Source organism: Streptomyces sp. NPDC036822 (genome assembly GCF_055609145.1).
Genome location: NZ_JBVJPY010000013.1, coordinates 192281 through 213578 on the forward strand (window position 1 = coordinate 192281; position 21298 = coordinate 213578).

Annotated in this window: 20 protein-coding genes and 8 pseudogenes; 15 read left to right on the forward strand and 13 right to left on the reverse strand. The window is 67.7% G+C overall.

Translation table 11 applies throughout. The annotated features are described in order from the left end of the window. Positions 1-279 precede the first annotated feature (279 nt). The 3 genes from ACZ68P_RS26900 (at position 280) to ACZ68P_RS26910 (ending at position 2532) form a co-directional block, all read left to right on the forward strand. Positions 280-834 carry a tellurite resistance TerB family protein gene (locus tag ACZ68P_RS26900; protein WP_471010498.1) on the forward strand — a complete coding sequence of 185 codons (555 nt, stop codon included), beginning with the start codon at positions 280-282 and terminating at the stop codon, positions 832-834. Positions 835-1316: 482 nt separating this feature from the next. Then, the gene (locus ACZ68P_RS26905; RefSeq protein WP_471010501.1) at positions 1317-2060 is read left to right on the forward strand and encodes a 3-keto-5-aminohexanoate cleavage protein; all 744 of its coding nucleotides are present in this window, start codon (positions 1317-1319) and stop codon (positions 2058-2060) included. A 43-nt stretch (positions 2061-2103) separates the two neighbouring features. Next, entirely contained in the window at positions 2104-2532 is a 429-nt protein-coding gene (locus tag ACZ68P_RS26910) for a DUF7674 family protein (protein WP_471010503.1), read from the forward strand. A 342-nt stretch (positions 2533-2874) separates the two neighbouring features. On the opposite strand, the gene ACZ68P_RS26915 is transcribed toward ACZ68P_RS26910, so the two are convergent. Then, positions 2875-3267 (reverse strand): hypothetical protein, encoded by a 393-nt coding sequence (locus ACZ68P_RS26915; RefSeq protein WP_471010506.1) that lies wholly within the window; start codon positions 3265-3267, stop codon positions 2875-2877. A 239-nt stretch (positions 3268-3506) separates the two neighbouring features. Between ACZ68P_RS26915 and ACZ68P_RS26920 the strand changes: the two are divergent. The 6 genes and pseudogenes from ACZ68P_RS26920 to ACZ68P_RS26945 form a co-directional block, all read left to right on the forward strand. Continuing rightward, positions 3507-3722, forward strand: a pseudogene (locus ACZ68P_RS26920) (helix-turn-helix domain-containing protein); the annotation flags it as partial. A gap of 328 nt (positions 3723-4050) precedes the next feature. Next, entirely contained in the window at positions 4051-4779 is a 729-nt protein-coding gene (locus tag ACZ68P_RS26925) for a replication-relaxation family protein (RefSeq protein WP_471010508.1), read from the forward strand. A gap of 505 nt (positions 4780-5284) precedes the next feature. Further along, positions 5285-6046: a metallophosphoesterase family protein gene (locus ACZ68P_RS26930; RefSeq protein ID WP_471010510.1), complete on the forward strand. Its 762-nt coding sequence runs from the start codon at positions 5285-5287 to the stop codon at positions 6044-6046. Positions 6047-6479: 433 nt separating this feature from the next. Further along, on the forward strand, positions 6480-6974 hold the full coding sequence (locus tag ACZ68P_RS26935) for a hypothetical protein (protein ID WP_471010512.1): 495 nt from the start codon (positions 6480-6482) through the stop codon (positions 6972-6974). A 316-nt stretch (positions 6975-7290) separates the two neighbouring features. Beyond that, positions 7291-7779 (forward strand): hypothetical protein, encoded by a 489-nt coding sequence (locus ACZ68P_RS26940; RefSeq protein ID WP_471010513.1) that lies wholly within the window; start codon positions 7291-7293, stop codon positions 7777-7779. Positions 7780-8295: 516 nt separating this feature from the next. After that, positions 8296-9123, forward strand: a complete 828-nt coding sequence (locus ACZ68P_RS26945; RefSeq protein ID WP_471010515.1) for a hypothetical protein — start codon at positions 8296-8298, stop codon at positions 9121-9123. A 318-nt stretch (positions 9124-9441) separates the two neighbouring features. On the opposite strand, the gene ACZ68P_RS26950 is transcribed toward ACZ68P_RS26945, so the two are convergent. Together ACZ68P_RS26950 and ACZ68P_RS26955 are read right to left on the reverse strand one after the other, a co-directional pair. Next, positions 9442-10248: an SGNH/GDSL hydrolase family protein gene (locus ACZ68P_RS26950; protein ID WP_471010517.1), complete on the reverse strand. Its 807-nt coding sequence runs from the start codon at positions 10246-10248 to the stop codon at positions 9442-9444. Between the two features lie 175 nt (positions 10249-10423). Next, positions 10424-10740: pseudogene (locus ACZ68P_RS26955) on the reverse strand (hypothetical protein); the annotation flags it as partial. Between the two features lie 117 nt (positions 10741-10857). Here ACZ68P_RS26955 and ACZ68P_RS26960 point away from each other — a divergent pair. After that, entirely contained in the window at positions 10858-11193 is a 336-nt protein-coding gene (locus tag ACZ68P_RS26960) for a hypothetical protein (protein WP_471010520.1), read from the forward strand. On the opposite strand, the pseudogene ACZ68P_RS26965 reads toward ACZ68P_RS26960, so the two are convergent. Continuing rightward, a pseudogene (locus tag ACZ68P_RS26965) lies at positions 11190-11752 on the reverse strand (IS5 family transposase); the annotation flags it as partial. The gene ACZ68P_RS26960 and the pseudogene ACZ68P_RS26965 sit on opposite strands and share 4 nt — an antisense overlap. Before the next feature lie 5 nt (positions 11753-11757). Between ACZ68P_RS26965 and ACZ68P_RS26970 the strand changes: the two are divergent. Then, positions 11758-11910, forward strand: a pseudogene (locus tag ACZ68P_RS26970) (transposase); the annotation flags it as partial. Between the two features lie 71 nt (positions 11911-11981). Here ACZ68P_RS26970 and ACZ68P_RS26975 read toward each other — a convergent pair. Beyond that, on the reverse strand, positions 11982-12284 hold the full coding sequence (locus tag ACZ68P_RS26975) for a hypothetical protein (protein ID WP_471010573.1): 303 nt from the start codon (positions 12282-12284) through the stop codon (positions 11982-11984). 268 nt (positions 12285-12552) lie between these two features. Continuing rightward, the gene (locus tag ACZ68P_RS26980) at positions 12553-13014 is read right to left on the reverse strand and encodes an SMI1/KNR4 family protein (RefSeq protein ID WP_471010523.1); all 462 of its coding nucleotides are present in this window, start codon (positions 13012-13014) and stop codon (positions 12553-12555) included. On the opposite strand from ACZ68P_RS26980, the pseudogene ACZ68P_RS26985 reads away from it, so the two are divergent. Beyond that, positions 12976-13233, forward strand: a pseudogene (locus ACZ68P_RS26985) (IS701 family transposase); the annotation flags it as partial. The gene ACZ68P_RS26980 and the pseudogene ACZ68P_RS26985 sit on opposite strands and share 39 nt — an antisense overlap. A 171-nt stretch (positions 13234-13404) precedes the next feature. Then, complete coding sequence (locus ACZ68P_RS26990) at positions 13405-13770, forward strand: hypothetical protein (protein ID WP_471010526.1); 366 nt, start codon at positions 13405-13407, stop codon at positions 13768-13770. Between the two features lie 258 nt (positions 13771-14028). Here the strand turns inward: ACZ68P_RS26990 and ACZ68P_RS26995 are convergent, their stop codons facing one another. Then, positions 14029-14580 carry a hypothetical protein gene (locus ACZ68P_RS26995; protein WP_471010529.1) on the reverse strand — a complete coding sequence of 184 codons (552 nt, stop codon included), beginning with the start codon at positions 14578-14580 and terminating at the stop codon, positions 14029-14031. Positions 14581-14673: 93 nt separating this feature from the next. On the opposite strand from ACZ68P_RS26995, the pseudogene ACZ68P_RS27000 reads away from it, so the two are divergent. Then, positions 14674-14883, forward strand: a pseudogene (locus ACZ68P_RS27000) (helix-turn-helix domain-containing protein); the annotation flags it as partial. A 596-nt stretch (positions 14884-15479) separates the two neighbouring features. Here the strand turns inward: ACZ68P_RS27000 and ACZ68P_RS27005 are convergent. The 4 genes and pseudogenes from ACZ68P_RS27005 to ACZ68P_RS27020 all read right to left on the reverse strand — a co-directional run bounded on the left by ACZ68P_RS27005 (position 15480) and on the right by ACZ68P_RS27020 (position 19221). Beyond that, entirely contained in the window at positions 15480-15722 is a 243-nt protein-coding gene (locus ACZ68P_RS27005) for a hypothetical protein (RefSeq protein WP_471010531.1), read from the reverse strand. 65 nt (positions 15723-15787) lie between these two features. Next, a complete protein-coding gene (locus ACZ68P_RS27010) occupies positions 15788-16963 on the reverse strand; it encodes an ATP-binding protein (protein WP_471010534.1) in 1176 nt (391 codons plus the stop codon). 302 nt (positions 16964-17265) lie between these two features. Then, positions 17266-18282 (reverse strand): annotated as a pseudogene (locus ACZ68P_RS27015) (helicase associated domain-containing protein); the annotation flags it as partial. A gap of 75 nt (positions 18283-18357) precedes the next feature. Continuing rightward, positions 18358-19221: an LLM class flavin-dependent oxidoreductase gene (locus ACZ68P_RS27020; RefSeq protein WP_471010537.1), complete on the reverse strand. Its 864-nt coding sequence runs from the start codon at positions 19219-19221 to the stop codon at positions 18358-18360. 137 nt (positions 19222-19358) lie between these two features. On the opposite strand from ACZ68P_RS27020, the gene ACZ68P_RS27025 reads away from it, so the two are divergent. Beyond that, a complete protein-coding gene (locus ACZ68P_RS27025; RefSeq protein WP_471010540.1) occupies positions 19359-19592 on the forward strand; it encodes a hypothetical protein in 234 nt (77 codons plus the stop codon). A gap of 604 nt (positions 19593-20196) precedes the next feature. Here the strand turns inward: ACZ68P_RS27025 and ACZ68P_RS27030 are convergent. Further along, positions 20197-20799, reverse strand: coding sequence for an HD domain-containing protein (locus ACZ68P_RS27030; RefSeq protein WP_471010542.1), 603 nt, complete (start codon positions 20797-20799; stop codon positions 20197-20199). Between the two features lie 274 nt (positions 20800-21073). Further along, positions 21074-21226: pseudogene (locus ACZ68P_RS27035) on the reverse strand (IS5/IS1182 family transposase); the annotation flags it as partial. Positions 21227-21298 lie beyond the last annotated feature (72 nt).

Genomic DNA, 21298 nt, shown 5'->3' on the forward strand with positions numbered 1-21298 from the left:
CGTCCCGGTGGTGTTCTTCGGGTCTGTGGTCGTGGTCCTCGGCCGCGTCCTGACGGTGCTCGGCCTCCTCGGCGGGGCGCCGGTCCTGCCCGGTCTCCCGGCTCGGTCGTCTTCGCGCTGCGCCGCTCCGTCCTGCCGCTGCGTGGGGCTGGCATGTGCTGAGGGCGTCGTATCAGCCGTGGTGGCGGAACTTCACAGTGCGTGCAAGGCGTTAGGAGGGTGGTGCGCGATGATGCGTGTCCGACGAGGGACGACGTGGCAGAAGCTGAGGTGGCACGAGTGGCGATGTGGGATCGGCTCAAGGACCAGGCGACCAGAGGTCTGCAGCAGGCCCAAGGCGCGCGCGGCGGTTCCGGCGGCCATGGGCCGTCCGGTGCACGGTCGGGTGGCGGTTCCAGGGCCGAGCTCGTGAGTGCGCTGAAGTCGCAGCTCACGTCGCTGAAGACGGAGCTGAAGAGCGGCGCCTTCCGGGACGCCAGCATGGCCATGTGCGCGTTGGTGGCGGCCGCTGACGGACGGGTCGATCCGGCCGAGCGCCAGCACGTCGAGTCGCTCATCCTCACCAACGACGTCCTTCAGAACTTCCCCGCCGACCAGCTCCGCCAGCGTTTCAACAAGCACGTCGACCAGCTTTCGGCCGGCTTCGTCATGGGCAAGGCGGCGGTGCTGCAGGAGGTCGTCAAGGTGGCGAAGAAACCCACCGAGGCACGGGCTGTCATCCAGACCGGCATCGTTGTCGCGGGTGCGGACGGCTTCATCGAGCCCGCCGAGGAGCAGATCATCCGCGAGGCGTGCGCTGCGCTTGGCCTGCCGGCGGCGGAGTTCGGCATCTGACCCGCCGACCCCGGCGAAGAGACGCGCGGCCGTGTACCTTCCGCTCGCCCCTCGGGTCCTGCGGGTCGTCCCGGTCGACCAGTGAGGCATGGGAGGGAAGACGACGGGCCCTGACCCGGCCCACAGGGCAAGCTGGATCGGGTCGGCGGTGGTCCGCACTCCCAGCTCGCTTCAACACGGGGTCGTTCTCCAGCGAGCGAACCGCCACCATCGAGGCCGATGCCCCACCACCCGCCAAGCCTGCGCGATCTGGGCGAGGAGGTCCGGGTGGGCACGGTGACGAGGATCCGGCCGCCCGGGAACCGTTCCAGCGCGCACGCTGCGGCCGCGATGGCTTGCCCGATCCGTTCGCCGACATGACTGTGCCCCGAGGCGCCACCTCGGGCCTGTATCGGGTCGTGATCAATCGGCGAGAGTCGATGCCGCCCCGAGTCCGGTCGCCGGCCAGGGAGACCTAGGGTGCGACCTGCGAAGATGGCGCCATGTTGCAGGTTTGTCTCAACGGTGCTCGAAGCCGTGCCGAATGTTCCCAATTGCCGGTGACTGCCGACGAGCTGGCGGTGGCGGCCCGTGAGGCTGTCGCGGCTGGCGCCGAGGATGTCCATCTGCACCCCAAGGACCGTGCCGGTCAGGACACGCTGGAAGCCCCCGCCGTCGCCGCCGCTGTGAGCGCGGTGCGGGCTGCTGTCCCAGGCATCCCGATTGGGGTCACCACCGGTGCCTGGGCCACGGCCGACCCTTACGCCCGTGCCGCGCAGGTTCGGGCCTGGACCGTGCTACCTGACCACGCCTCCGTAAACTGGCACGAGGACGGTGCCACCGATGTTGCTGCGGCCTTGCTGGACCGGGGGATCGGCATTGAAGCCGGCATCTACTCTGGTACCCCCGCAGCACAACGTTTTCTGGACTGGCCCGGATCCCGCCGAGTCCTGCGCGTCTTGGCCGAGATCACCGAGGGTACCCCGCATGACGCGCTCCATGCCGCAGTCGGCCTGCTGGATGAACTTGAATCGGTTGCCGCGCCGATTCTCATGCACGGTGAGGACACCGCCGCGTGGCCCATCCTGCAACTTGCGGCCTCCCGCCGTCTGGATGCCCGTATCGGCTTGGAAGACGTGCTCCACCTCCCCGACGGGACGCCCGCCGCAGGCAACGCCGCCCTCATCCGCGCAGCACGCCAGATCGTCCAGGACACACACCGCAGGGCACGCCGTAGTGAGTCGTGATCACGGGACAGCTGGTCGCCTGACAGGAATGAGGTGATCTGGAATGGTCGCGGACCACTACCTCGGACAGCTGCTCGACAGGGTTCCTGAGACCAGGCCCTTCCTGGAGGAGGTGTATGAGGAGGAGGACGGACCGATCGAGGTGCTGCCGAGTGCGGATACCGATCTGGACCTCTACGCGATCCTGCTCGACGGGCTGGTCAGGCCCGTCCTCCAGCCCGCTCTGGCGGCGCCGGAGCGGGACGAGGACCTGCTGCGGCGGTGCTTCGGCTTCGTCGAGGAGGTCTATGCGGTGGACACCGAGTTCACCCGCGGCGCGGTGTACTTCCAGGTGCTGGAGAGCCTCCTCGACGCCAGGGACTACCTGGTCAACGCGGTCCCGTTCCTGCGGGGGAACCTCAGGGAGCCCGTGTCCAAAATGCTCAGGAATTATGAGGTCGAGGGCTACGAGGACGGCCTGCCGCCCCTCTGACCAGGAGCGGTAGCGATACGGAAGGAAAACGCCGAAGCGGCGTCCGGGCTCCCACCCGCCGCCCCTGTCGTGAAGGCGGCACGTCATGCCCGTTATCAACGGGATTCTGCTCCGGCAGCGGCCCCGCGGGGGGCCCTGCGGGACCCCGGACTCCGCTACACCCGCTTCTTCCACCCCGACCCCACGGACAGCGACGACGTATCCGGCTGCAACATGGAGACATCGTGACCAACCACCACGCTCACCTGCTCGCCGCCATCGTCGCGCCCGGCGGTGAGCTGGAGCTCCCAGCTACCCGTAACGGGCGCTTCAGGGGCGCGGTCATCCCAGAAGGCCGCGCGGTCAGCGACGCCGGCCGTCGCCGATGCGGCGGTCGTCGGCCAGTCCGGTAAGCGGGCCGAACTCGCGGGCAAGCTCGTTCCACGTCAGAACCTCGCCACAGCGGGCCGGAAAATCCTTCGAATTGAACTCGGGCATGGTCCAGGTGCCCGTGCCCCGGTCCCGCAGCCACAGGTCCCCATCACCGTCGACCACAGTCGGCGGGACCGGTACGGGCTCGGCCTGATCGGTGGGCTCCCAGGTGACCCGGCCCGGGTGGGAAACGCGGCGCAGCTCGGTGGTGGCCAGCCGCGCGGCCAAGTCACGGGTGGACTCTTCGGCGTCCTTGACCGACGCGAGTCGGAATGCGTCGTCAAGTACGGGCAGGGCTGGATTCTTGCTGCGCTTTGAACTCATACGCTGACTACCTCCGGTGGGGGGCGTCACATACGTTATGGCACCCCGTAGAGGAACACGGTATCCGAGGCGGGAGCCGGGCCGGCTACGACCACTGTCCGGGTGGAGGCGCTGGCACACCGGGCGGTGGGGCTAGGTGTATTGATCACGAGCGTTGTTGACACTCGGTAGGTCTTGAACATGGCGAAGCCCTCCGGTGTGGTGGGAGCTGTCTAGGAACTCACCGCACGGAGGTCTTCGTGTCCCACCGTAGTGCCCGGCTGACCGTTCACGGCAGGCGGATCCTGGTCGAACGTGTCCTGGCGGGCCGTCCCGTCACGCATGTGGCGGCGGAGATGGGGATATCCCGGCCCACCGCCCACAAATGGGGCCGTCGCTGGCGGACCGAAGGCGACGCGGGCCTGCACGACCGCTCCAGCAGGCCCCGCACGGAGGGGCATAACTGTGACATCGAACAGGCCTGAGCGCGCGCCGAGCCACGATTGGCTTTGTCGGTCAGCAGCGAGAGCGTTTGTTGCCCAAGAGCGAGAACATCCTGTGGGCACAGAAGACGATGTAGCCGAGTTTCAGCAACGCCCGGTTGCTTGACTTGCCCCGGATGTCGTGCGTTCCCCGGCGGGGTGGATACGGAGCCTGGCGGTGTGCTGCTTACGGTCAGCGTGCGCATGATGAGCAAGGCCCTCGCAACGTGGTCCGAAGTCCTGCGGACGGAGACGTCGGTAGGCGCCGACGAGGTAGCCATCGGGCGGCCCGGTTCAGGAGGCGAGGTGGCAGGATGACGCGGTGTCCGACTCTCTGCATGAACCGTGGTTGCGCGGCATCGCCTTCAACCCGGCGGCGCCCTCCGATGTACTGATACGCCTGGTGGATCGAGCGGCCGGTGAGGCCGGCCTGCTGATGTGCGAGGGTCGTGAACTGCCCGACGCCGTCATCGACGCAGCCCTCCGCCACCCGGACATGCGGGGGCACGGCCTGTCCGAGAACGGCGGCTCCACCGAGACGGGCGACGCCCTGCGGAACCTGACCTCCAAGGGCCTGCAGGCTGCCTCCTACGAGCTGAACCGGCCGGTGACGGAGATGGGCTCCACTGCGCGCGGCGCGGGCTCCAGCGGGGCCTCCCACCCGATGGCCGTCAACGAGACCGTGATCGCCATGCTGCGCCCGAAGCCGAACATGGCCAGGCTCGCCAAGGACTCGGCCGAAGTCCGGGCCGCAGCCCAGGCCGCCGTCGACTCACCGGACGGCATCGGCACGATCGCCTCGTTCTGGACCGAGGTCCCTCTCCCGGCGACCGGCACGTGGAACGCGCCCGGCAAGGGCGGCGCCCAGGCCGACATCGTGCTCACTGCCCCGCAGGACGGGGTGCCGCAACTGTTCATCGAGGTCGACAACTGCCACGAGACCGCCGAGGAACTCGCCGACAAGCTGGAGAAGTACGCCCGTTTCTTCAAACGGAAGGTGAAGGACACCGACCGAGCTGTCTCGATGCGGTGCCTGATGTGCCCGAGGTAGTTGTCCAACCCTGCGTCACCACGGGCGGCATAGCCAGCCAGATCTTGCCGTATACGGGCCGTCCGGTCGTCATCCGAGTCCGCCACGGCATAGAGCGTAGGCGGCTCAGCAATCGGACAGGATGGGCTCGGAAGGCCGCCGTATCCCCAATAGTGTTGAGCCGTCGTATCAACGGGCCGTGCACGGTGGCGGCGCCTTCTCGCCTTGACTGCAGCGGCCGCCCTCACCTCCCAGTCCGCGGCGACCCGGCTGGTCGCCGTTACCCTCGACGGCCTGCGTCTGGCTTCCTGAACCCGCCCCCGGCCACCGCTTCAGAATTACGTATCCGGCGAACGCACACGTTGGATCGGCGGCGTTCACGGCGTACTCGTAGAGGTAGTCGCCGAGGTGGGCGCCCTGGTGGCCCTGCTCATCGACAGCAAGCGCCGCAGCAGACGGCCCCCTCGAACTACGCGTCCGGCGAAAGATCACACCACTCGGTTGCCTTCACCCCACAGTGGTGAGCATGCTGAACCGAGTAGCCGTCCTGTCCGACATCCACGGAGTCCTGCCGGCTCTGAAGGCAGTACTCGCCGAACCCGACATCAGCACCGCCGATCGCATCGTGCTCACCGGCGACATCACCGCCGGCCCGCAGCCGGCGCAGGTCCTCGACCTGCTGAGTAGCCTCGGCGACCGCGTCATCTGGATCAGCGGCAACGCCGACCGCGAACTCCTCGAATACCGCCGGGGACAACGCGACACGATCCCCGACCCGATCGCCCCCTGGGCAGCCGAACAACTCCGCGAGGACCATCTCGACCTTCTCAGCTCACTTCCACGATCACTCTCCCTGTCCGTGAACGGCCTGGGGAAGGTGCTGTTCTGCCATGCCACCCCTCGCGACGACGAGGAAGTCGTCCTGGTCGACTCCCGCCTCGACCGCTGGAAGGAGGTCTTCGACGGACTCGATGCCGACATCCGCACCGTGGTGTGCGGCCACACTCACATGCCGTTCGTCCGCCTCGCCCACGGCCGACTCGTGATCAACCCCGGCAGCGTCGGCATGCCCTACGGAAGAACCGGAGCACACTGGGCCCTTTTGGGCCCGGGCGTCGAACTTCGCACCACGCACTTCGACCTCCAAGCCGCAGCCACGCTACTCAGCCAGGACTCGTCCTACCCTGACATCGCCGCCTGGGCTGACTACAACCTGCACGCTCGCGCGACCGACGCCGACGCTCTCGCAGCCTTCGCCCCACGGGACGGACGCGACCGCAGCCCGTGACACTCGCTCCCGACCGTGACAGCGCGCCTGGGCCTGAAGTGTCGGTCAGTGGGGGGGTGTCGTCACCTGCGTCGCAGGAGCACTCCGCGCTCTCCACGATCATGTCGAGGTCCTGGACGGCGGTGATCGACGCGGTCGTGACGGGCGGGGCCGCGCGGAGGGCCGAGGCCGCCCTTACCGCACGGTAGGGGCGGAGTCGTGCTCCGGCCGCCAGGTTTCGGGCTGGCCGCGACACGCCTAGGCCGCCGGCGGGGGGAGAAACGCGGCGGTGCACTCGTGGCCCGGGCGGAGCACGGTCGCGCCGCAATTCACCCAGGTAGGCGGGCTGAAGAGGCCATCGAATGGTGTAGTTGTCTTGTTGGTCGGCGGTGGCCGTCGACCACAACCACGGGCCAGTCGCAACCGACGTTGTTGGTGGGATACAAGGGCTCGTATGACGGTCTTCTACTGCGCGAAGTGCAGTGCCGAACTCACCCCGGACTTGCAAAAGCTTCCGGGTGTCCCGGACGTCTCCGTGCACGACAAGGACCGCCACCGCACGACACGGCTCGCGCCATCGACAGTCCCCCGAGGCAGCTATGCCATTGATCCCGAACCCTGGGGCGCCCCCTTCAGAATCCCGGATATCCAGACCGCGGACGTGCAGCGCAGCCGCACGCTTCTCATGCCACCTGGCATGACCGGCATGGTGCCTGCTGGATCCAGGAACTCCGTAATCGTTCATCCGCAGGACGTGCCGAGCCTGCAGCTGACCAGCTCGCTGGGCATTCACCATGGGTGCTGCGGACCGCTTGGAACCGGAGGCGGCAACATGGAGTGCAGGTGCGGGGCGCGCGTGGCCACTCTCGCCGCGGACTGCATGGGCCCGCACGAGCTGCACCTCGATCCGCTCCGGACGTATGCCTTCCTACCTGATACCTCGACGTGATCATGAAGCGTTCGGCGTCCGCAGACCGGTGTCTTTCCTCGCACTAGCCGAGGGAAGAGGTCTGCCGCTGCGCGAGCGTCCTGCAGCATCGTGGGCCCTCGCCGCCCAGGCCCAGGGTTATCTGGTGACTGCTTGTGGCTCCGTGTGCTGCTGTGTGTCGGCGAGAATGCCGGGTCGGCGAAACGGTGCACTACAGTCCGGCCCGCCTAGAGGAACCCGCTCATGCGTAGTCCCGCACCCCGCACCCCGCCCCTCGGTCGCGACCTGGGCTCCTTTCCAGTCAGGACCGTGCGTCACCAGCTGCGACAGTTGCCGCATGGATCGAACACCTAACGCGGCCGGCGAGGCGCCCCTGACCGTGGAGGAGTACGAGGCGACAGACACGGCCGTTCTGGCCGGCGCTGGGCCTCGCGCTGGCGGACAGCACTGGACGCTCAACTCCCTGCTGGAAGCATGGAGCAGTGTCGTGGAAGACGTGGAGGATGGCTATTCGGGCTGTGCGCCGGAGTTTGGCGATGCCTTCTGGTGCCGAGGAGCACTGGCCAGAGTCTGGCCGCTGCTGCCCTCCCGGGTGCGGGTGATCCGGCAACGGGAGCTCGACGGGCTCGATGTTCGGTTCCGTGCTGCCACCGTCGGGCGGCCCGATCGAGACGATGAATCGCACCAGTGGTGGGTGCTTTCCACGGATTCTCGAAGCTGTACCCGGGGAGCCGCGATGGCAAGGGTGGCCGATGGGCTGGGACGTCATGCCGTTTCCCAAGCCGGACTCTGTCGAAGTCGTCGAATGAACATGTGTGGCGGCTGAAGCGAAAGCGAGTTGGTGCAGGGAAGCCACCGAGCACGCTGCCGGTATGGGGTCGGTGGAATCCGCTCTGCCAGGAGTTGCCGGGCCCGGCTTGGGGAGCCCCAGCAGGAACCGGCCCACCCGGAGTCTGACTCGGCAGGGTCCTTCGGCCCTATCTGCGCGCCGTATATGCCTGGCCGAGGGAGGCTGTCGGGTGCCAGGCCCGAAGTAAGCGGTGGCGGAGGCCATCCCCGAGTGGTTCTCACCTCGCTTATCGAGCCGATGTTCGCCTAAGGGTTATCCCGTCAATGATCTTTGAGTCACGAGTGGCAGGGGCGGGCTCGGTGGGTGCGGTCGTCGTTATCCGGCCAGGACGAGGTCGTGCATGTGGGCCATGCCGAGCATGGCATGGTGAACGCCCTTGTCCTCGAGGCGGCAGTCTTGGACTGCCTTCGGCCGCCGTCCCGCTTGGCCCGTGAGCGTCGTCAGCACCTCATGCCAGGATCCGGATGAACGCATGAACACAAGGAGCACACCATGGGTACCCCGGAAGCCGGCTTTTTCGGCAACGGCGCGAAAGCGGACTGGGCCGACGCGGTCAGGAAGGCCTTCACCTCTGTGTCCCGGACCGCGCCGTGCCCTGACACGTCCCCCGAGGGGCCGCCGCTGTTCGTCGACTGGATCGACCACGTTGACACGGACCCCGTACGTGCGTTGGAGATGCTGGTCCTGGGGTGGTACCCGGCCGAGGAATCGCCGCCGAACCTGGATGCACCCACGGACGACGTCCTCGCCCTTCTGCCACCGGCACTGGCCGCCTTCCATCACCTGGCCCGCATACGTCCCGCCCTCTACCGCTTCTGCCACCCGATGCTCCTGCGCCCCCAGCACGTCACAAGGCCGCACGGCAGCCAGCTGGTCTTCGCCGTGGAGAACCAGGGATGCAGGGACTGGTCCATCCCCTGGCCTCCTCAAACCGGCCCTCAAGACGCCGACCCTCCTGTCTGGCTCACCGAGGACCCGCACTCCGACGACGACCCGGAGACGATCATCGAAGTGGAACCCCTCAGCCGCTTCCTTCTCCAGTTCACCCTCGACCAAGCATGCGGCAACGCACCCTTCAAAGCCTGGACCTTCGTCCTGCCCCTCGAACGTCTCGAACCGCTGTGGAGCTTCCTGCACGCAGTCCCCCTCAGCCCCCACAAGCCCACCTACGAAGGCAACGTGTTCTATGCAGCCCCCGGGCTGCTGGCCAGCGTTAGCGCCCATGAGGCCAAAGCGACCATCGGTTTCGGAGCCCGCCACCGCGAAACCCTGGCCCCCCTGCGGGCCTACGATTTCCCCTGGTGGCACTTCGACGAATAGCCCTACTACACGTCTCACAAGCAGGTCGGATTCCGCGTCGAGCATGTCTTTGGCGCACGGCCTCGCCGTCGCCAGGTAGACCAGCAGGTCACACTGCGGCCAATCGAGGCCAGCAGCTCAGGCACTGGGTCGCTGCCTGCGTGATGGCGCCGGCCGGGATCGCAACAGCCCTGGCGGCGTATCGATACGGCCGGGCGGGCCGACCGCACTGATCCGGGAGACGCTCCAGGCCAGGAACGGTAGCGGCCGGACGGGTCTCTCCGGTGATGTCCACCAGTTCAACGCGACGAGCCGGTGGCGTCGTCGTAAGCCCGAGCATCACACCGATGGGGAGATGTTCCCATCGGACGGGGCCACCGGAAGCAGCGCCGGCCGCTTGGCCTGGCGGCCGTCGCCGGAGGAGCGGCCACGCAGGCGGCGGCCGACCCAAGGGCCGAGGAAAGTGCCGGCCCAGCGCAGTTCGGCACCCGCGGTCCTCCAGACAGAGGCGCCTGTCCCCTCGGCCGGAAGGGGAAGGGTCCACTTGTCGTCGCTGCCCGGCAGACCGAGCGCCTGGGCCACGGCAGCCGCGATGCGCGTGTGTCCCAGCGGGCCGGCGTGCAGCCGGTCAGCACTCCACAACCGCGGATCGGTCGCCGCCGCGTACGCGGCCGTCTCCGCCACCACCACGCCGTGGCGGTCGGCGGCCTCCCGGATGCGCGCGTTGAGTGCGAGAACACGGTGACCGATCGGGCGGGCCAGTGGCGTGATACGCCCGACATCGGGAAACATGAGGGTCGCGACGGTGGCGCCCTGCGCGGTGAGGGCGGCGAACATCGCTTCAACATGGTCGGCCACCTCGTCGAGGTCGCAACCCGGGCGCAACACGTCGTTGACCCCAGCCACCACGGTGGCGAGGTCGGGCCGCATCGCGAGAGCCGGAGCCAGTTGTTCGGCGCGCACCTGACCGGCCTTACGGCCGCGCACCGCGAGGTTGGCGTAGAGCAGGCCGGGGCTGTGGCGGGCGACCTGCTCGGCGAGCCGGTCCGCCCAGCCACGAAGGCCACGGTCGTCGTCGCCGTCCCCGAGCCCTTCGGTATGACTGTCGCCCAGGGCGACATAGCGCAGATAGCCACTGCTGGACACGGGGCCGACCGCCTCTCGTCAACGCTGCTGGTGGAAGTGGCGCAGGGCCATCTTTAGGCAATTAGGCACCTAGTCGCATTGTTGAGTATAGGGGTGGCTGTGGGCTCACCTTCCCGCAAAGCGTGGTCACCTGGTCGGCGCGGTGGTGGTCTACGTCCAGGACGGTGAGGTGTCAGCCGTCCACGGTGACGGTGTCCTCTCGAGGGGGATGCGTTCGAGAGGGCTGGCGAGAAGGCCGGTCGGTGTCTCGCAAGGGCCTTCGGGAACGGCGAAACCGATCTGGGCCAGTCATCGACGCGGACGCTTCCGTCCGCTTCCCACACCTTGCGGCCGTCCTCCTCCGGACCTCGATCAAGTCGGGGGCCTCGGCCGGGTCGTGCTCGTCGCGGACCTCGCCCGCGACTTCCTCGACGAGGTCCTCCAACGTGCCGCGCCGGCAGTGCTGCCGTACTCATCGATGGCCACGGCCAGGGTGCGGGCCTTGCGCAGCCGCCCTGCCCTCTCAGGGCAGGACGGCCGCCCAGGCTAAGAACTCCTAACGGAATACGTCTGCTCGGGCGTCTTGATAGCCCCGTGAGGGGTGGTCCGTGTGGTTGCCAGTGTCCGGGCGTGACCCTGACTGACCTCAACAACGGCTTCCGTGAGCACGAACAGAGGCGGCGCGTCCAGGCGGTCATCCATGATCGCCTGGCAGACGACCGCGACCCGCAGGAGTGTCGCTTCCTCATGCGGTTCTGGTGGCAGCTGAGCATGTCGTACCGCGAGGTGTCGATGCGGGATCTGAGTCTGAACGTCAGCCAGGAGAAGCTCGCGGCGCTTGAGGCGCTGATCGACGCCATCCGGTCGTCCCATGCTCAGATCGATGCATGGGCCGCGGGCGCCGAGCGGGCCTTCCCGGTTGTTGAAGATCGTGGCTTTCGAGGTTCCTCGGGCAGCGAGAGCTAGGACGTCGGCAGCCTCTTCAACCGTCGCCAACAGATGAGACTGCAGGCGAGGCTGAGGAAGGCTTCGTGGATGTCGTCGCGCATCTCCCAGCGGATCCGCAGCCGGCGGAACCAGTGCAGGTGGGCGAACGCGCGTTCCACGACCCACCGCTGGGTGCCCAGGCCGGAGCCGTGCTCGGTGCCGCGTTGGGCGATCAGCGGTTTCACTCCGAGGTCCCAGACCAGCCGGCGGTACTTGTCGTGGTCGTAGCCGCGGTCGGCGAGCACCATGTCCGGGCGGCGCCGGGGCCGGCCGCGCTTACCCCGCACGGGCGGCACGGCCTGGAGCAGTGGGATCAGTTGGGTGACGTCGTTGCGGTATCCGCCGGTCAGCGCGGCGAGCGGGATGCCCTGTCCGTCGACGAGGACGTGGTGCTTGCTGCCAGGCCGTGCGCGGTCGACCGGGCTGGGCCCGCATTTGGGCCCCGGCGAGGGCCCGGGCATGAGTGGAGCCGGTCCCAGGCACTGGCCTCGTGCCACGCGGCAAGCCGTCGCCAGCAAGTCATGCCGGACCGGAAGCCGTCTGCTGCGGCAGCGCGGCATCAAGCCGTCGATCGCCCGACGCGGCGTCGCGCACGGCTCCGGGCTTGGCAATGTGCGCTGGGTGGTCGAGCGCGCCTTCGCCTGGCTGCACCAGTTCAAGCGGCTCCGCATCCGTTACGAACGACGCGCGGATCTCCTCGGTGGCACGGTAGGGAAGTCGGTCTCCTGCCCTTGCGAGCTGCCCCCAGGTGAGGTCGAAGGTGACGTTCACGAGCCGTCCCAGTCCGGTGTCTCCGTGAGCGTGAGGGTTCCATCCCTTGCCTCGACGACTCGCACCATGATCCCTCCGCGGTCCTCACCGGGAAACGCAATGGAGAAGTGGGGATCCATCTCCATGAGGAAGTCCCAGCCCTCGCGTTGGATCGTGTCAAGGGCGTGGGCGTGCCGCCCGGTTGCTCGCCACTGGCCGACCACGTCGACAGCGTCGGTGATGTCGATGTCGTACATCTCCAGGCAAATCGAGTGATTGGCCCACCATTCGAGGCGGCCCTGACCCACGAATCGATCCATGAGCACACTATGTCCGGTGCGTAGGCTGGCCGGGCAAGCCTGTACGGGGCTGCCTTGCCGTCGTGGGTCAGGCAGCGAGACAGAACTGCATGGGGCAGACCCGGTAGGTCCTCGCCTCAACCGGCGGCGCCCTATACACCTTCGCCGCCTCGCGACCTCATTCTGAAACGATCAGTACGGCCGCCGTCTCGCCGGGCCCGCCTCCTACCGGAGGGCCAGCTGAGAGGTGTCCGGCCCCTCCCTGGTCATGAGTGCTTGCGGGAATTACTCAATCGCAATCGGTGACTTCTGGGCTGACGGGAGGAAGTGCCCATGGTTCGAGCGTGCCGTCACAGATTTCGGCCAGGAACTGCACCATCCCGCCCTCGTAGTGCCACCAGGCCCCGTTCCTCGAGCAGACGGTGACCAGCCAGTCCTCGGGGCCAGAGCCGACGGTGCTCCACAGGAATTCGTCCCCCTCCTGTGAATCACCCCAGTAGATGAGGCTGCCCGGCGCCAGTACCGGAGGGCGCAGCGCAGCTGCCGCTTCGGTGTCCCACCACTGCCGCTTCTCGCGGTTCGCTCGGGCCCAGGCGAGTTCCTGCCCGGGGGACATGCCGACGCCCAGGAAGTCGTCGAGGCAGAAGCCGGGGTACTCCTCGACGAGGCGCTTGAAATCGGCAGGAAGAGGGGTCCCGAGGAGGTTTTCCACTCCTGGCACCGATGGGTCACCCTCGCCATGCTCGCCCACGCCTTCCTCGCCGTCACGGCAGCGACCGAACGCCGCGACCGCCCCGCTCCCGACGGTCTGATTCCCTTGACCGGCAACGAGATCCAGCACCTGTTCACAACGCTGATCGGCCCGGTCCACGGCCTCGCGTACCGACTGCGCTGGTCACACTGGCGACGACGGCACCAGGCCCGCGCCCGCGACTGCCACTACCGGCGGCAAGTGGCCACCCAGCCATGAAGATCACGATCTACGGCTGGAGTACTAGCCCTTCTTCAAGGGCTCCTCGGTAATGACGTTCCCCCGCGACCTAGGTCCGCGCCCCTGCCGGCTCTGCCAGCGGCAGGGGCGCTTGACCAGGCCCCGGGGAGACTGTCCAATTCTCGGTGGCTATGAAGCAGAATAGAAGACATGACGGAAACGAAACTAGATCGGCTGTCACGCCTGTACGCCGAGTACGGCCCCTGGCCGTTTCCTCCCGGATTCACCACTCGTGATCCCGGAGGTCACTGCATGGCGATGATGGACACGATGGTGTCCGGTTGTGTCGCCTCAGCAATCGAGGGACCGCTGGACGAGTGGCGCCGCGAGGTCCTGACGGCCCGAACCCGGATACTTGCGGAAGTGCTTCCCATTTTCAGTGACGACGCATACGCGACGAAGTATTTCTCGCATCTGCGCGCGATGGCTGTTCTAGCTGCAGAGCTCGACGACACCCGGGCCCGCCACCCACAGCCGCAACCGCTTGATACTCCATCAGGATATGCGAGTGGCTGAAAAATCTGTGTGATGGGTGTCGTGTGTTGTTCATAGGTACGCGTCATTGGTTTTCACTGGTGCTGAGCTGGGATGTCGTGGTTTCTGTGTGTCGTTTCGCTGGTGAAGATTGATGTCGTTTGGCGGGTGGGCATGATGTCGCCCCTGTAGGCGGGGTATGGCGAAACGCTGTGCGGGCCAGTGTCGTGTCTGGCTAAGGGCTGTCCCGCAAAGATCTTGGCTCCGGGTGCGGAGCAGTCTGAAGAGCTGATGGGGTGCTCAGCTGGTGGTTCGTGAAGTACTCAGGGACCGGGCGAAGTCGGCGAGCGTGTGGAAGTCGTTCTCTCGTAGGCCGATCCGTGGGTTGACGTGGTGCAGGAGCCCGGTCCCTTGGTGGTGGGCGGTCACGTACGTCTGGTCCAGCTCGCTCTGCTCGTCGTCCACCCAGGCGAAAGGGCGGCCGTGTGCGTAGTTCACCAGCGGTCCGGTCTTCCAGTGAACTCCATCGGGGCGTTCTTGAAGTAGGACGTCGCCGAAGTCGACGAAGGGAAGTTCCGGAAGGCTGAGGACCGGTGCGATCCACCGGTTGGCGTCGTCCATCCATGTGGTGGCCCAGCACAGCTCAAAGCCGAGTTGGAGTAGGGCTCGCCCGTGCGCTGGGTTGAGCCAGACCCGCAGGGGGCGCCGTCGGGACGAGAGGCCCCGGTCGTCCTCGTGGGCGTCGTTCCTGGGAACTCGGAGTGCGGTGTAGCCGTCGGGACGTCTCTCCGGCTTGGCTGCGTAGGGGTTGAGTGGCCCATCCACGTCGAGGAACAGCAGCGGTCGGTTCACGGTTTCCCCCGGTCTTGCTCACTGTGGACTGCCCCGATCAGCGTAGCTGTGGGATTGTCGAGGCATGGAGCCGGTCTGAGTGATGATCATGAAGTGGCGAGTGTGATCACGGCGTCGGAGCCGTCCTGGATAGCCCCGTTCGCAGGGCTGAGCCCGCGCTGCTTCGGCAAGCTGCTGACCGCGTTGCGGCGCGATAGAGCAGATGTGGTTCACCGGGGTCGGCCGTGGAGTCTGCTGCTGGAGGACAGGGTTCTGCTGGTCACGGCATATTGGCGCACCAATCTGACGTTGCGGCAGCTCGCCGATAGACGGCGAGCTCTGGAAACACAGCCTCCACGGGCACAGGTCTGGTCGGCGTGGTCCTCGTCATGGGCAGACCGTACGCGGACGGGGAAGCACCTCGCGAGTGCATTGAGCCCAGTGTGGTTCACAGGCCCCGGAACCGACGCCAGGGTCCCCCGTTCTCGTGTACATCGGCTTCGGACCTGAGCGCATCCCGAACCGGTGCACACCTGCTGTCGCTACCCATGCTCGACGCCAACCGGTGTCGCGGAATTGCGCACGCTGCAGATACCGACACTTCACCAGTGGCGGCGGGAGACGACCGAAGCAGTCATCGGAGGCATCACCAGCTCACCAGAACGTCCGCAGCTCCTGGTCCTGGGCCGCTTCGACGCCCGCGGCCCGGCTGCGGGCCGTCGGCCGCATCACGCCGCTCACGCCGGACGCGGCCCGGCAGCTCGCCGACCGCCTCTCCGCCGACGGACCGGGCCATCCGTGGGCCGGAGTCCGGTTCACCGCCACCTGGGACAGCAAAGACCCGCTCAACGTCACGTGGTGGTGCCCGACCAGGTCGCCGAGATCAGCGCGGTGCGGTGCCTGCCCGCCCTGTCGGACGTCTACGAGTGGCAGAAGGCGGGCTGTCGCCAGCAGGTCCAGGTCGCGTGGTGTCGGGCCGACTCCTCTCGCGCGGCCTGCAGGATTCCCAGCCACTGCTGTTCACTGGGGATCCATGGCAGCTTCGTGAGCCGCGGCACGAGTCCGCGGTGCTGGCACCCAGGGGTGTAGTGTCCGCGGCCGACCGGGTTCGACTCGCGCAGGCCCTCCTCCATGAGGAAGTCGTAGAACAATCGGACCGGCACCAGGCGCTGCTGGATGGTGGCGTTGGCTTACCCCCGGGCTGGATCCTTCGTCGCTCCTTGGCACGTCAGGTGGAGGCGTTGAGGGTGTGTCGGATGATGGCTGCGGCTTCGTCGGGGTGGTGGTGCAGCCAGTCGGCGAGGTGCTCGCGGACGACTTCTTGGACGTAGGCGTCCGCTTCGGGGTTGCCGAGTTTGGTTCTGGTGGAGCCTTCGAAGACGGGATGGGCGAGTTTTACGGAGACGACCGCAGTCAGGCCCTGATGGATGGCCTCGATCGTGAGGTCTTCGTCGTCCGTGCCCAGATGCCCTTGACGCCGTGCGTAGTCGTTGACGAGGTCCGTCAGTGCGGTACGGAAGCCTTGTTCGTGTGCGCCGCCTTCATGGGTGCGGGTGCTGTTCGCGAAGGAGTGGCATCCTCCCGTGGACCAGGTGTTCCACTGCATGGCGACCTGCACGGAGATGGTCTTGTCCTGGTTTTCTGACTCGAAGGCGATGGCGGGGGAGTGGACGAGGCTCGGGGGGTAGGGCGTGAGGTGGGTGACGTAGGCCCGAAGGCCGTCCGTGTGGTGGTAGCGGACCGGTCGCTCCGGACGCTCGTCGGTGAGTGAGATGGCCAGGCCGCCGTTGAGGAAGGCCAGTTCCTGCAGGCGCTGCGACAGTGCGGCGAACGAGTACCGGGTGGTCTCGAAGATCCCTGTGTCGGGCAGGAACGTAATCGTGGTCCCGTGGCCGCTGCTTTCCTCGTGCCTCGTCAAGGCAGTGATCGGGGTGCCCTTCTCGTACTCCTGGGTCCAGCGGTGGCCGTCTCGGTGGACTTCGACCGTGAGCCGGCTCGACAGCGCGTTGACCACGCAGAGGCCCAGGCCGCTGATGCCGCCGCACACCCCGTAGCCGCTGTGGGGGCTGGAGTGGAAGGACAGCTCCGTCAGCTCGCGTTCGACGGCCGACATCCCCGTGGTCTCCTCCACCTCGACGGGCAGGCCCCGCCCGTTGTCGGCGACGCGGACGCCACCGTCCAAGGTGATCGTGACGTCGATGGTGTCGGCGTGGCCGGCAAGGTGCTCGTCGACGGCGTACGTGACTACCTCGAACACCATCTGGTTCAGGCCGCGCTCGCTGGTCGAGCCGATGTACATGCCGGGGCGCCTGCGTATCCCCTCGCGGGCCTCGAGTACCTGGATGTGACTGGCGTTGTACTCATTCAGGTTCTCGGGCTGACTGGGGTTGCCGGACTCGCTCATGAAACACCCTCCCTGGGCCGTCCTGAGCATGTGTGTCAGCGGATGTCGCCGAAGCAGCCGAAGCTGCTTCCACGCCGTCGACGGTGCCTGCCCATCCTAGGTATCTGAGGGTAAATCCGCAGGTCAGACCCTGCGCGGCGAGGTCCCAGGCGGCCGCGTCAGCGGCTTTGACGCAGCCGTCGCTCTGGGGGGCCGCTGCTGGGAGCGGAGCAGCGCGAAGGTCCCGCCGGAGGCGCGCGGGGGGCGTTCTCGGCTGGGCCTAAGGTGCCTTTCCCCTCGGATTTCCGGCAGGACGCGACGCGCTACTGCGCCCAGTCCACGCCGTGGGCGGCGAGGGCGGCGAGCTGCTCCTCGGTGAGTTTGTCTCGTCGGGTCTTCAGATTCCCGTACCAGATCCCGGTACGGTGCTCGGCGCCGTCGGGAAGCACCTCGACCGCGGAGCGTGCGGGCAGGCGGCCCTCCCGGGCCACGTACTGCGCCAGAGCTGCTGCGCCGCGCTGGAACGCGGCCTGCGCTTTGCGCGGGCCCTTCGTCGCACGTGCGGCTGCCGGGGCGGGGGCCGGGGCCTGGTCGGGTTGTACGCCCAGCTTGGACAGCCGCTGCTGCTGCTCGGGGAGAAACTGCGCCCAGGTGCCCGGGTTCTTCTGCCGCTGTAGCCACCGTCCGATGTCGTCGCCGTCGAACGCCACTCCGGGGGCGATGGTCGGCAGGACGCCGCCGGGTTCGTCGGTGGCGAGGTCGGCGAGGACGCGGTAGCGGCGTTGCCAGTGCAGCGGCCACGGGCAGTTCCAGTCCTCGTCGACCGCGGCCAGCTGCTGCGCGCGTACGGCGGCCCGCTCCGCGTCCTTCCCTAGACCGCCCTTCCGTCGCAGATTCGCCATGTGCTGGCCGACCGGCACCATCGCCTCGCCCTCGCCCCACACGGCGTCCTGACGCGGCGCGAGGTGTCCCATTGCCCGCCGGTAGGACCTGAGCGCGGCGAGCTTGTTCTCCCACGCTTCCTCGCCCGGCTCCCAGACCATCCCGGCCTCCGGGGCGTCCAGCAGCACGTTGCGCCGCTCCCGCAGCTCCCCGGCCCGCAGCGCCTTCCGCTGCTGATGCACCCACCGGCCAAGCGGGAAGTCCTTGGTGACGCCGACCTCGACCTCGACGTCATACGGAACGGCGTAGAGACCGGTGACCTCGTTCTCCGCCCGCCACCGAATGAGGGCCTGATAGCCCTCCAGCCACACCAGCGACTCCGGCCGGTACACCCGTGTGCGCAGGAACGCGGCGATGGTCGCGGCGTCGCGCGGGGTGGAGAAGTGGAGCAGGGAGGCCGCCGACTACCATGTCGCGCTCTACGCCGCGCACCGGTGACCAATTGACATCCCGGCACACCCGCGAACGGCTGATCAAACCAGCGGCGGCCCTGCCTCGATGCGGTGCAGTACTGGAGATAGGCGGTCCAGGTCAGGTCCGGTCTGGATCTGTCGCTCGTCCCACCAGGTGGCGCCGACGTCGTGCAGCGGACCGACGACGTCCCTGGCCTTGGCCGCGTCCGGGGGCGTGGCGCCGCCGAGTACGAACTCGAAGGGGTGTTCAGCCTCGGCCGCACGGTGCTTACGAACGTATCCGACCAGATCGCGTACTTCGGCCGCGTCCGGCGGATGACCATGCCGGGCCGTCTCGAAGAGCGGCACCGCCCCGTCCCACCGCGCTGCCCGCCGCATGGGCCGGCGACGCGGCCAGAATCCGCCGATCCACACAGGAGGACAGGGCCGCTGCACGGCGGCGGGCAGCAGTGTCACGTCCCGGGCCTCGTAGTGCTGGCCGTGGTGGTTCACCGGCTCCCCGGACCAAAAGCGCCTCAATAGCTCCAATCCCTCGTCCAGCCGCTCGGCGAGGATGCGTGGCTCGGCTGTGTCGCCGAAGCTGTGGTACTCGTCCTCTATCGGCCCGCCCAAACCTGCTGCGAAGATCACCCTGCCGCCGCTGAGGTGGTCCAGGGTGGCCACTTGTCGGGCGAGTTGCTGCGGACGGTAACGGGGGACCGGCGTCAGCAGGGTACCCAGCCGGATCCGGGAGGTCGCCAGCGCGGCCGCGGTCAACAGCATCCAGGGGTCTGCGAAAGGGCGCCCCTGATGTCGCCGATGCAGTACGTGGTCCCAGAGGAAGAGCCCGTCCCAGCCAGCCTGTTCGGCGGCGGCGGCCACGGTCGCCACGTTACGGGGGTCCGCGAAGTCACCGAAATTGGGGATGTTAATAGAGAAGCGCATCCCAGCAGGATGCGCAGACTGCCGCGAAGGAGCAATCGGATTCCTGGCCAAGCGGCTGCAAGCAAGCCGCCGCCAAGCGCAGCACCACACGTGTCTCCCGGCCGCCATTCCCGCTGGCAGACACGCAGGCGTACACGATGGCGAGCCCGCAGATGATCATCACGGCGTTCCGTGGCACCCAGCTTGTGGAGATGCGGGACTGGCTCACGGACACCACCACCCCGCCATGGCCCGATCCGAACAGGACCGGCTTCATCCACTACGGCTTCGGTGAAGCCCTCAACGGCATGTGGCCGCAGATCAGCAGTGCGGTCCACGAGCTGCGCGGCAACGGACAGATCCTGTGGTTCACAACGTCTGGCCCGCCATAGTCGCGGAGCTATTCGACCAAGACTGGCAGGTGGAGGTGGGCGAGCAACGGCCACGCGTTGCGCCCGACGGCGGAGCCGGCGCGCACCCCACCGACGACCTGACGATGTGCGTGCGCCGACTGCGCTGAGCGCACCGGTCATCCGCCGACCGTCTGGTGGCTCCGTGAGCGGTGGCAGGACTGGACAGAGGCGCCCGAAGTACGCCTGGCCGCGGCGATCGGCTGGCTCTGCCTCACGGACGAACCCGCCCTCGAGGTTCTCCACCGGACCATCAACACTTTCGCCACAGACGAACGCGTACACGCCATGGACGCCTTGCCGTGGGTGAAGGCCGCCGCCGGATCCGGTGAACCGGGACTCCGGCGCTGTATTCGCTGCATGCTCCACCCTGAAGAGCCCGAACCGTCGGACGACCCCTGCGCCTCCTCGTCTTGAGCACCCGGCTTGTGCTGCCCCTCGGCAGCCTCGGCCTTCCAGGCGCGCAACAGCTCCCGTGCGGCCGTTCCCTAGATCACCACCGTCAGCAGCCGAGGCCAGGGTCATCAGACGTACCGGCGCCGGCCTGGAGGCAGCTTTCAGCGGTTGAGGGCCGGGTGTGGAGGGGTCACTGGTCGACGGGGAAGGCCGCCTGGAAGGCCAGCCGATGGGCGGCGTCCGCACCGAGACGGGTGAGGAGGTCATCGAGGGCGAGGTACTCCTCCCAGGGCTCGCGTTCCGTCGCGGCGGCCAGAGTCTGCATGAGCTTGTCCTCCAGGTCGGGGACGCGTTTGTCCTTCCAGACCTTGTCGGCGGTGCTGACGAGGAGGTCCTCGATCGTCACGTCGGGGCCGTCCCAGCTTGCGTGGGTTGCGGCGAACCTGGCCAGGCCGGGCGCGAAGCCGTGCTGCAGAAGGAGGTCTCGGCCGGATGCCTCGTGAGCTGATCCCGGCCCGGAGAGCTCCTCTGGGTGCACGGTCTTGCCCACGTCATGGGTTGCCGCACCGAAGAGAACGGCGTCGCGGTCCACTCCCAGGGCCGGGTACCGGTCTATCACCCAGTCGGTCAGTTCGACCGCGACGTCGTGGACCGCGCGCAGGTGCGCCGCCAACCGTGGCGGGGCCGCAAGGGAGCGCAGCAGTCCCGCCACTGCGGGCGGCAGCGGCCTCAGGGACGGCTCCGCTGGGGCGTCAAGGGCGCGGGACAGGACGTCGGAACGTATCGAAGTCATCCTGCTGACACTAATGGTCCCGGGCGCGGGTCATGCGAGCTCCGAAGGCAGGACCTCGGTCCCGACGTAGTCGAGTGCGGTGAGCCCGCGGCCGCTTGACTGCGGCTCTGGGGGCAGTACGCCGGGCCGCTACCCACCCCTGCACTTCAGTAACTCAGTCTGTGGCTGCCCAGTCGAGTCCGTGGTTGGCGAGTGCGGTGAGTTTGTCGGCGGTGAGTTTGGCGCGCCTGCTCTTGCTGTTGCTCAGGAAGACCCCGAGCTTCACCTCCGTGCCGTCCTCCAGCGGAAGGCTCCACGGCCGGCCCCTGCGAACCGCGTCCGCACCCTGGCGCCGCAGCACCGTCACCAACTTGCCGAAGGCGCTAGGGCTCAGCCCGGAGAACGGGGCTATCCAGGACGGCTCGGACGTCGTGATCACACCAGCCACAGCAAGATCATTCCAGTTGCCGGGCCTGCCGGCCGGGCCCTGCCCACAGCATGGAAATCAGGCGACCGGGCC

Excerpts from the sequence above, each read along its gene's own strand:
- ACZ68P_RS26975 (WP_471010573.1), bottom strand. The coding sequence starts at position 12,284 with ATGGATCGATTCGTGGGTCAGGGCCGCCTCGAATGGTGGGCCAATCAC.
- ACZ68P_RS26910 (WP_471010503.1), top strand. The coding sequence starts at position 2,104 with ATGGTCGCGGACCACTACCTCGGACAGCTGCTCGACAGGGTTCCTGAG.
- ACZ68P_RS26930 (WP_471010510.1), top strand. The coding sequence starts at position 5,285 with ATGCTGAACCGAGTAGCCGTCCTGTCCGACATCCACGGAGTCCTGCCG.
- ACZ68P_RS27010 (WP_471010534.1), bottom strand. The coding sequence starts at position 16,963 with ATGAGCGAGTCCGGCAACCCCAGTCAGCCCGAGAACCTGAATGAGTAC.
- ACZ68P_RS26945 (WP_471010515.1), top strand. The coding sequence starts at position 8,296 with ATGGGTACCCCGGAAGCCGGCTTTTTCGGCAACGGCGCGAAAGCGGAC.
- ACZ68P_RS27020 (WP_471010537.1), bottom strand. The coding sequence starts at position 19,221 with ATGCGCTTCTCTATTAACATCCCCAATTTCGGTGACTTCGCGGACCCC.
- ACZ68P_RS26905 (WP_471010501.1), top strand. The coding sequence starts at position 1,317 with ATGTTGCAGGTTTGTCTCAACGGTGCTCGAAGCCGTGCCGAATGTTCC.
- ACZ68P_RS26935 (WP_471010512.1), top strand. The coding sequence starts at position 6,480 with ATGACGGTCTTCTACTGCGCGAAGTGCAGTGCCGAACTCACCCCGGAC.
- ACZ68P_RS26940 (WP_471010513.1), top strand. The coding sequence starts at position 7,291 with ATGGATCGAACACCTAACGCGGCCGGCGAGGCGCCCCTGACCGTGGAG.
- ACZ68P_RS27025 (WP_471010540.1), top strand. The coding sequence starts at position 19,359 with ATGGCGAGCCCGCAGATGATCATCACGGCGTTCCGTGGCACCCAGCTT.
- ACZ68P_RS26990 (WP_471010526.1), top strand. The coding sequence starts at position 13,405 with ATGACGGAAACGAAACTAGATCGGCTGTCACGCCTGTACGCCGAGTAC.
- ACZ68P_RS27030 (WP_471010542.1), bottom strand. The coding sequence starts at position 20,799 with ATGACTTCGATACGTTCCGACGTCCTGTCCCGCGCCCTTGACGCCCCA.
- ACZ68P_RS26915 (WP_471010506.1), bottom strand. The coding sequence starts at position 3,267 with ATGAGTTCAAAGCGCAGCAAGAATCCAGCCCTGCCCGTACTTGACGAC.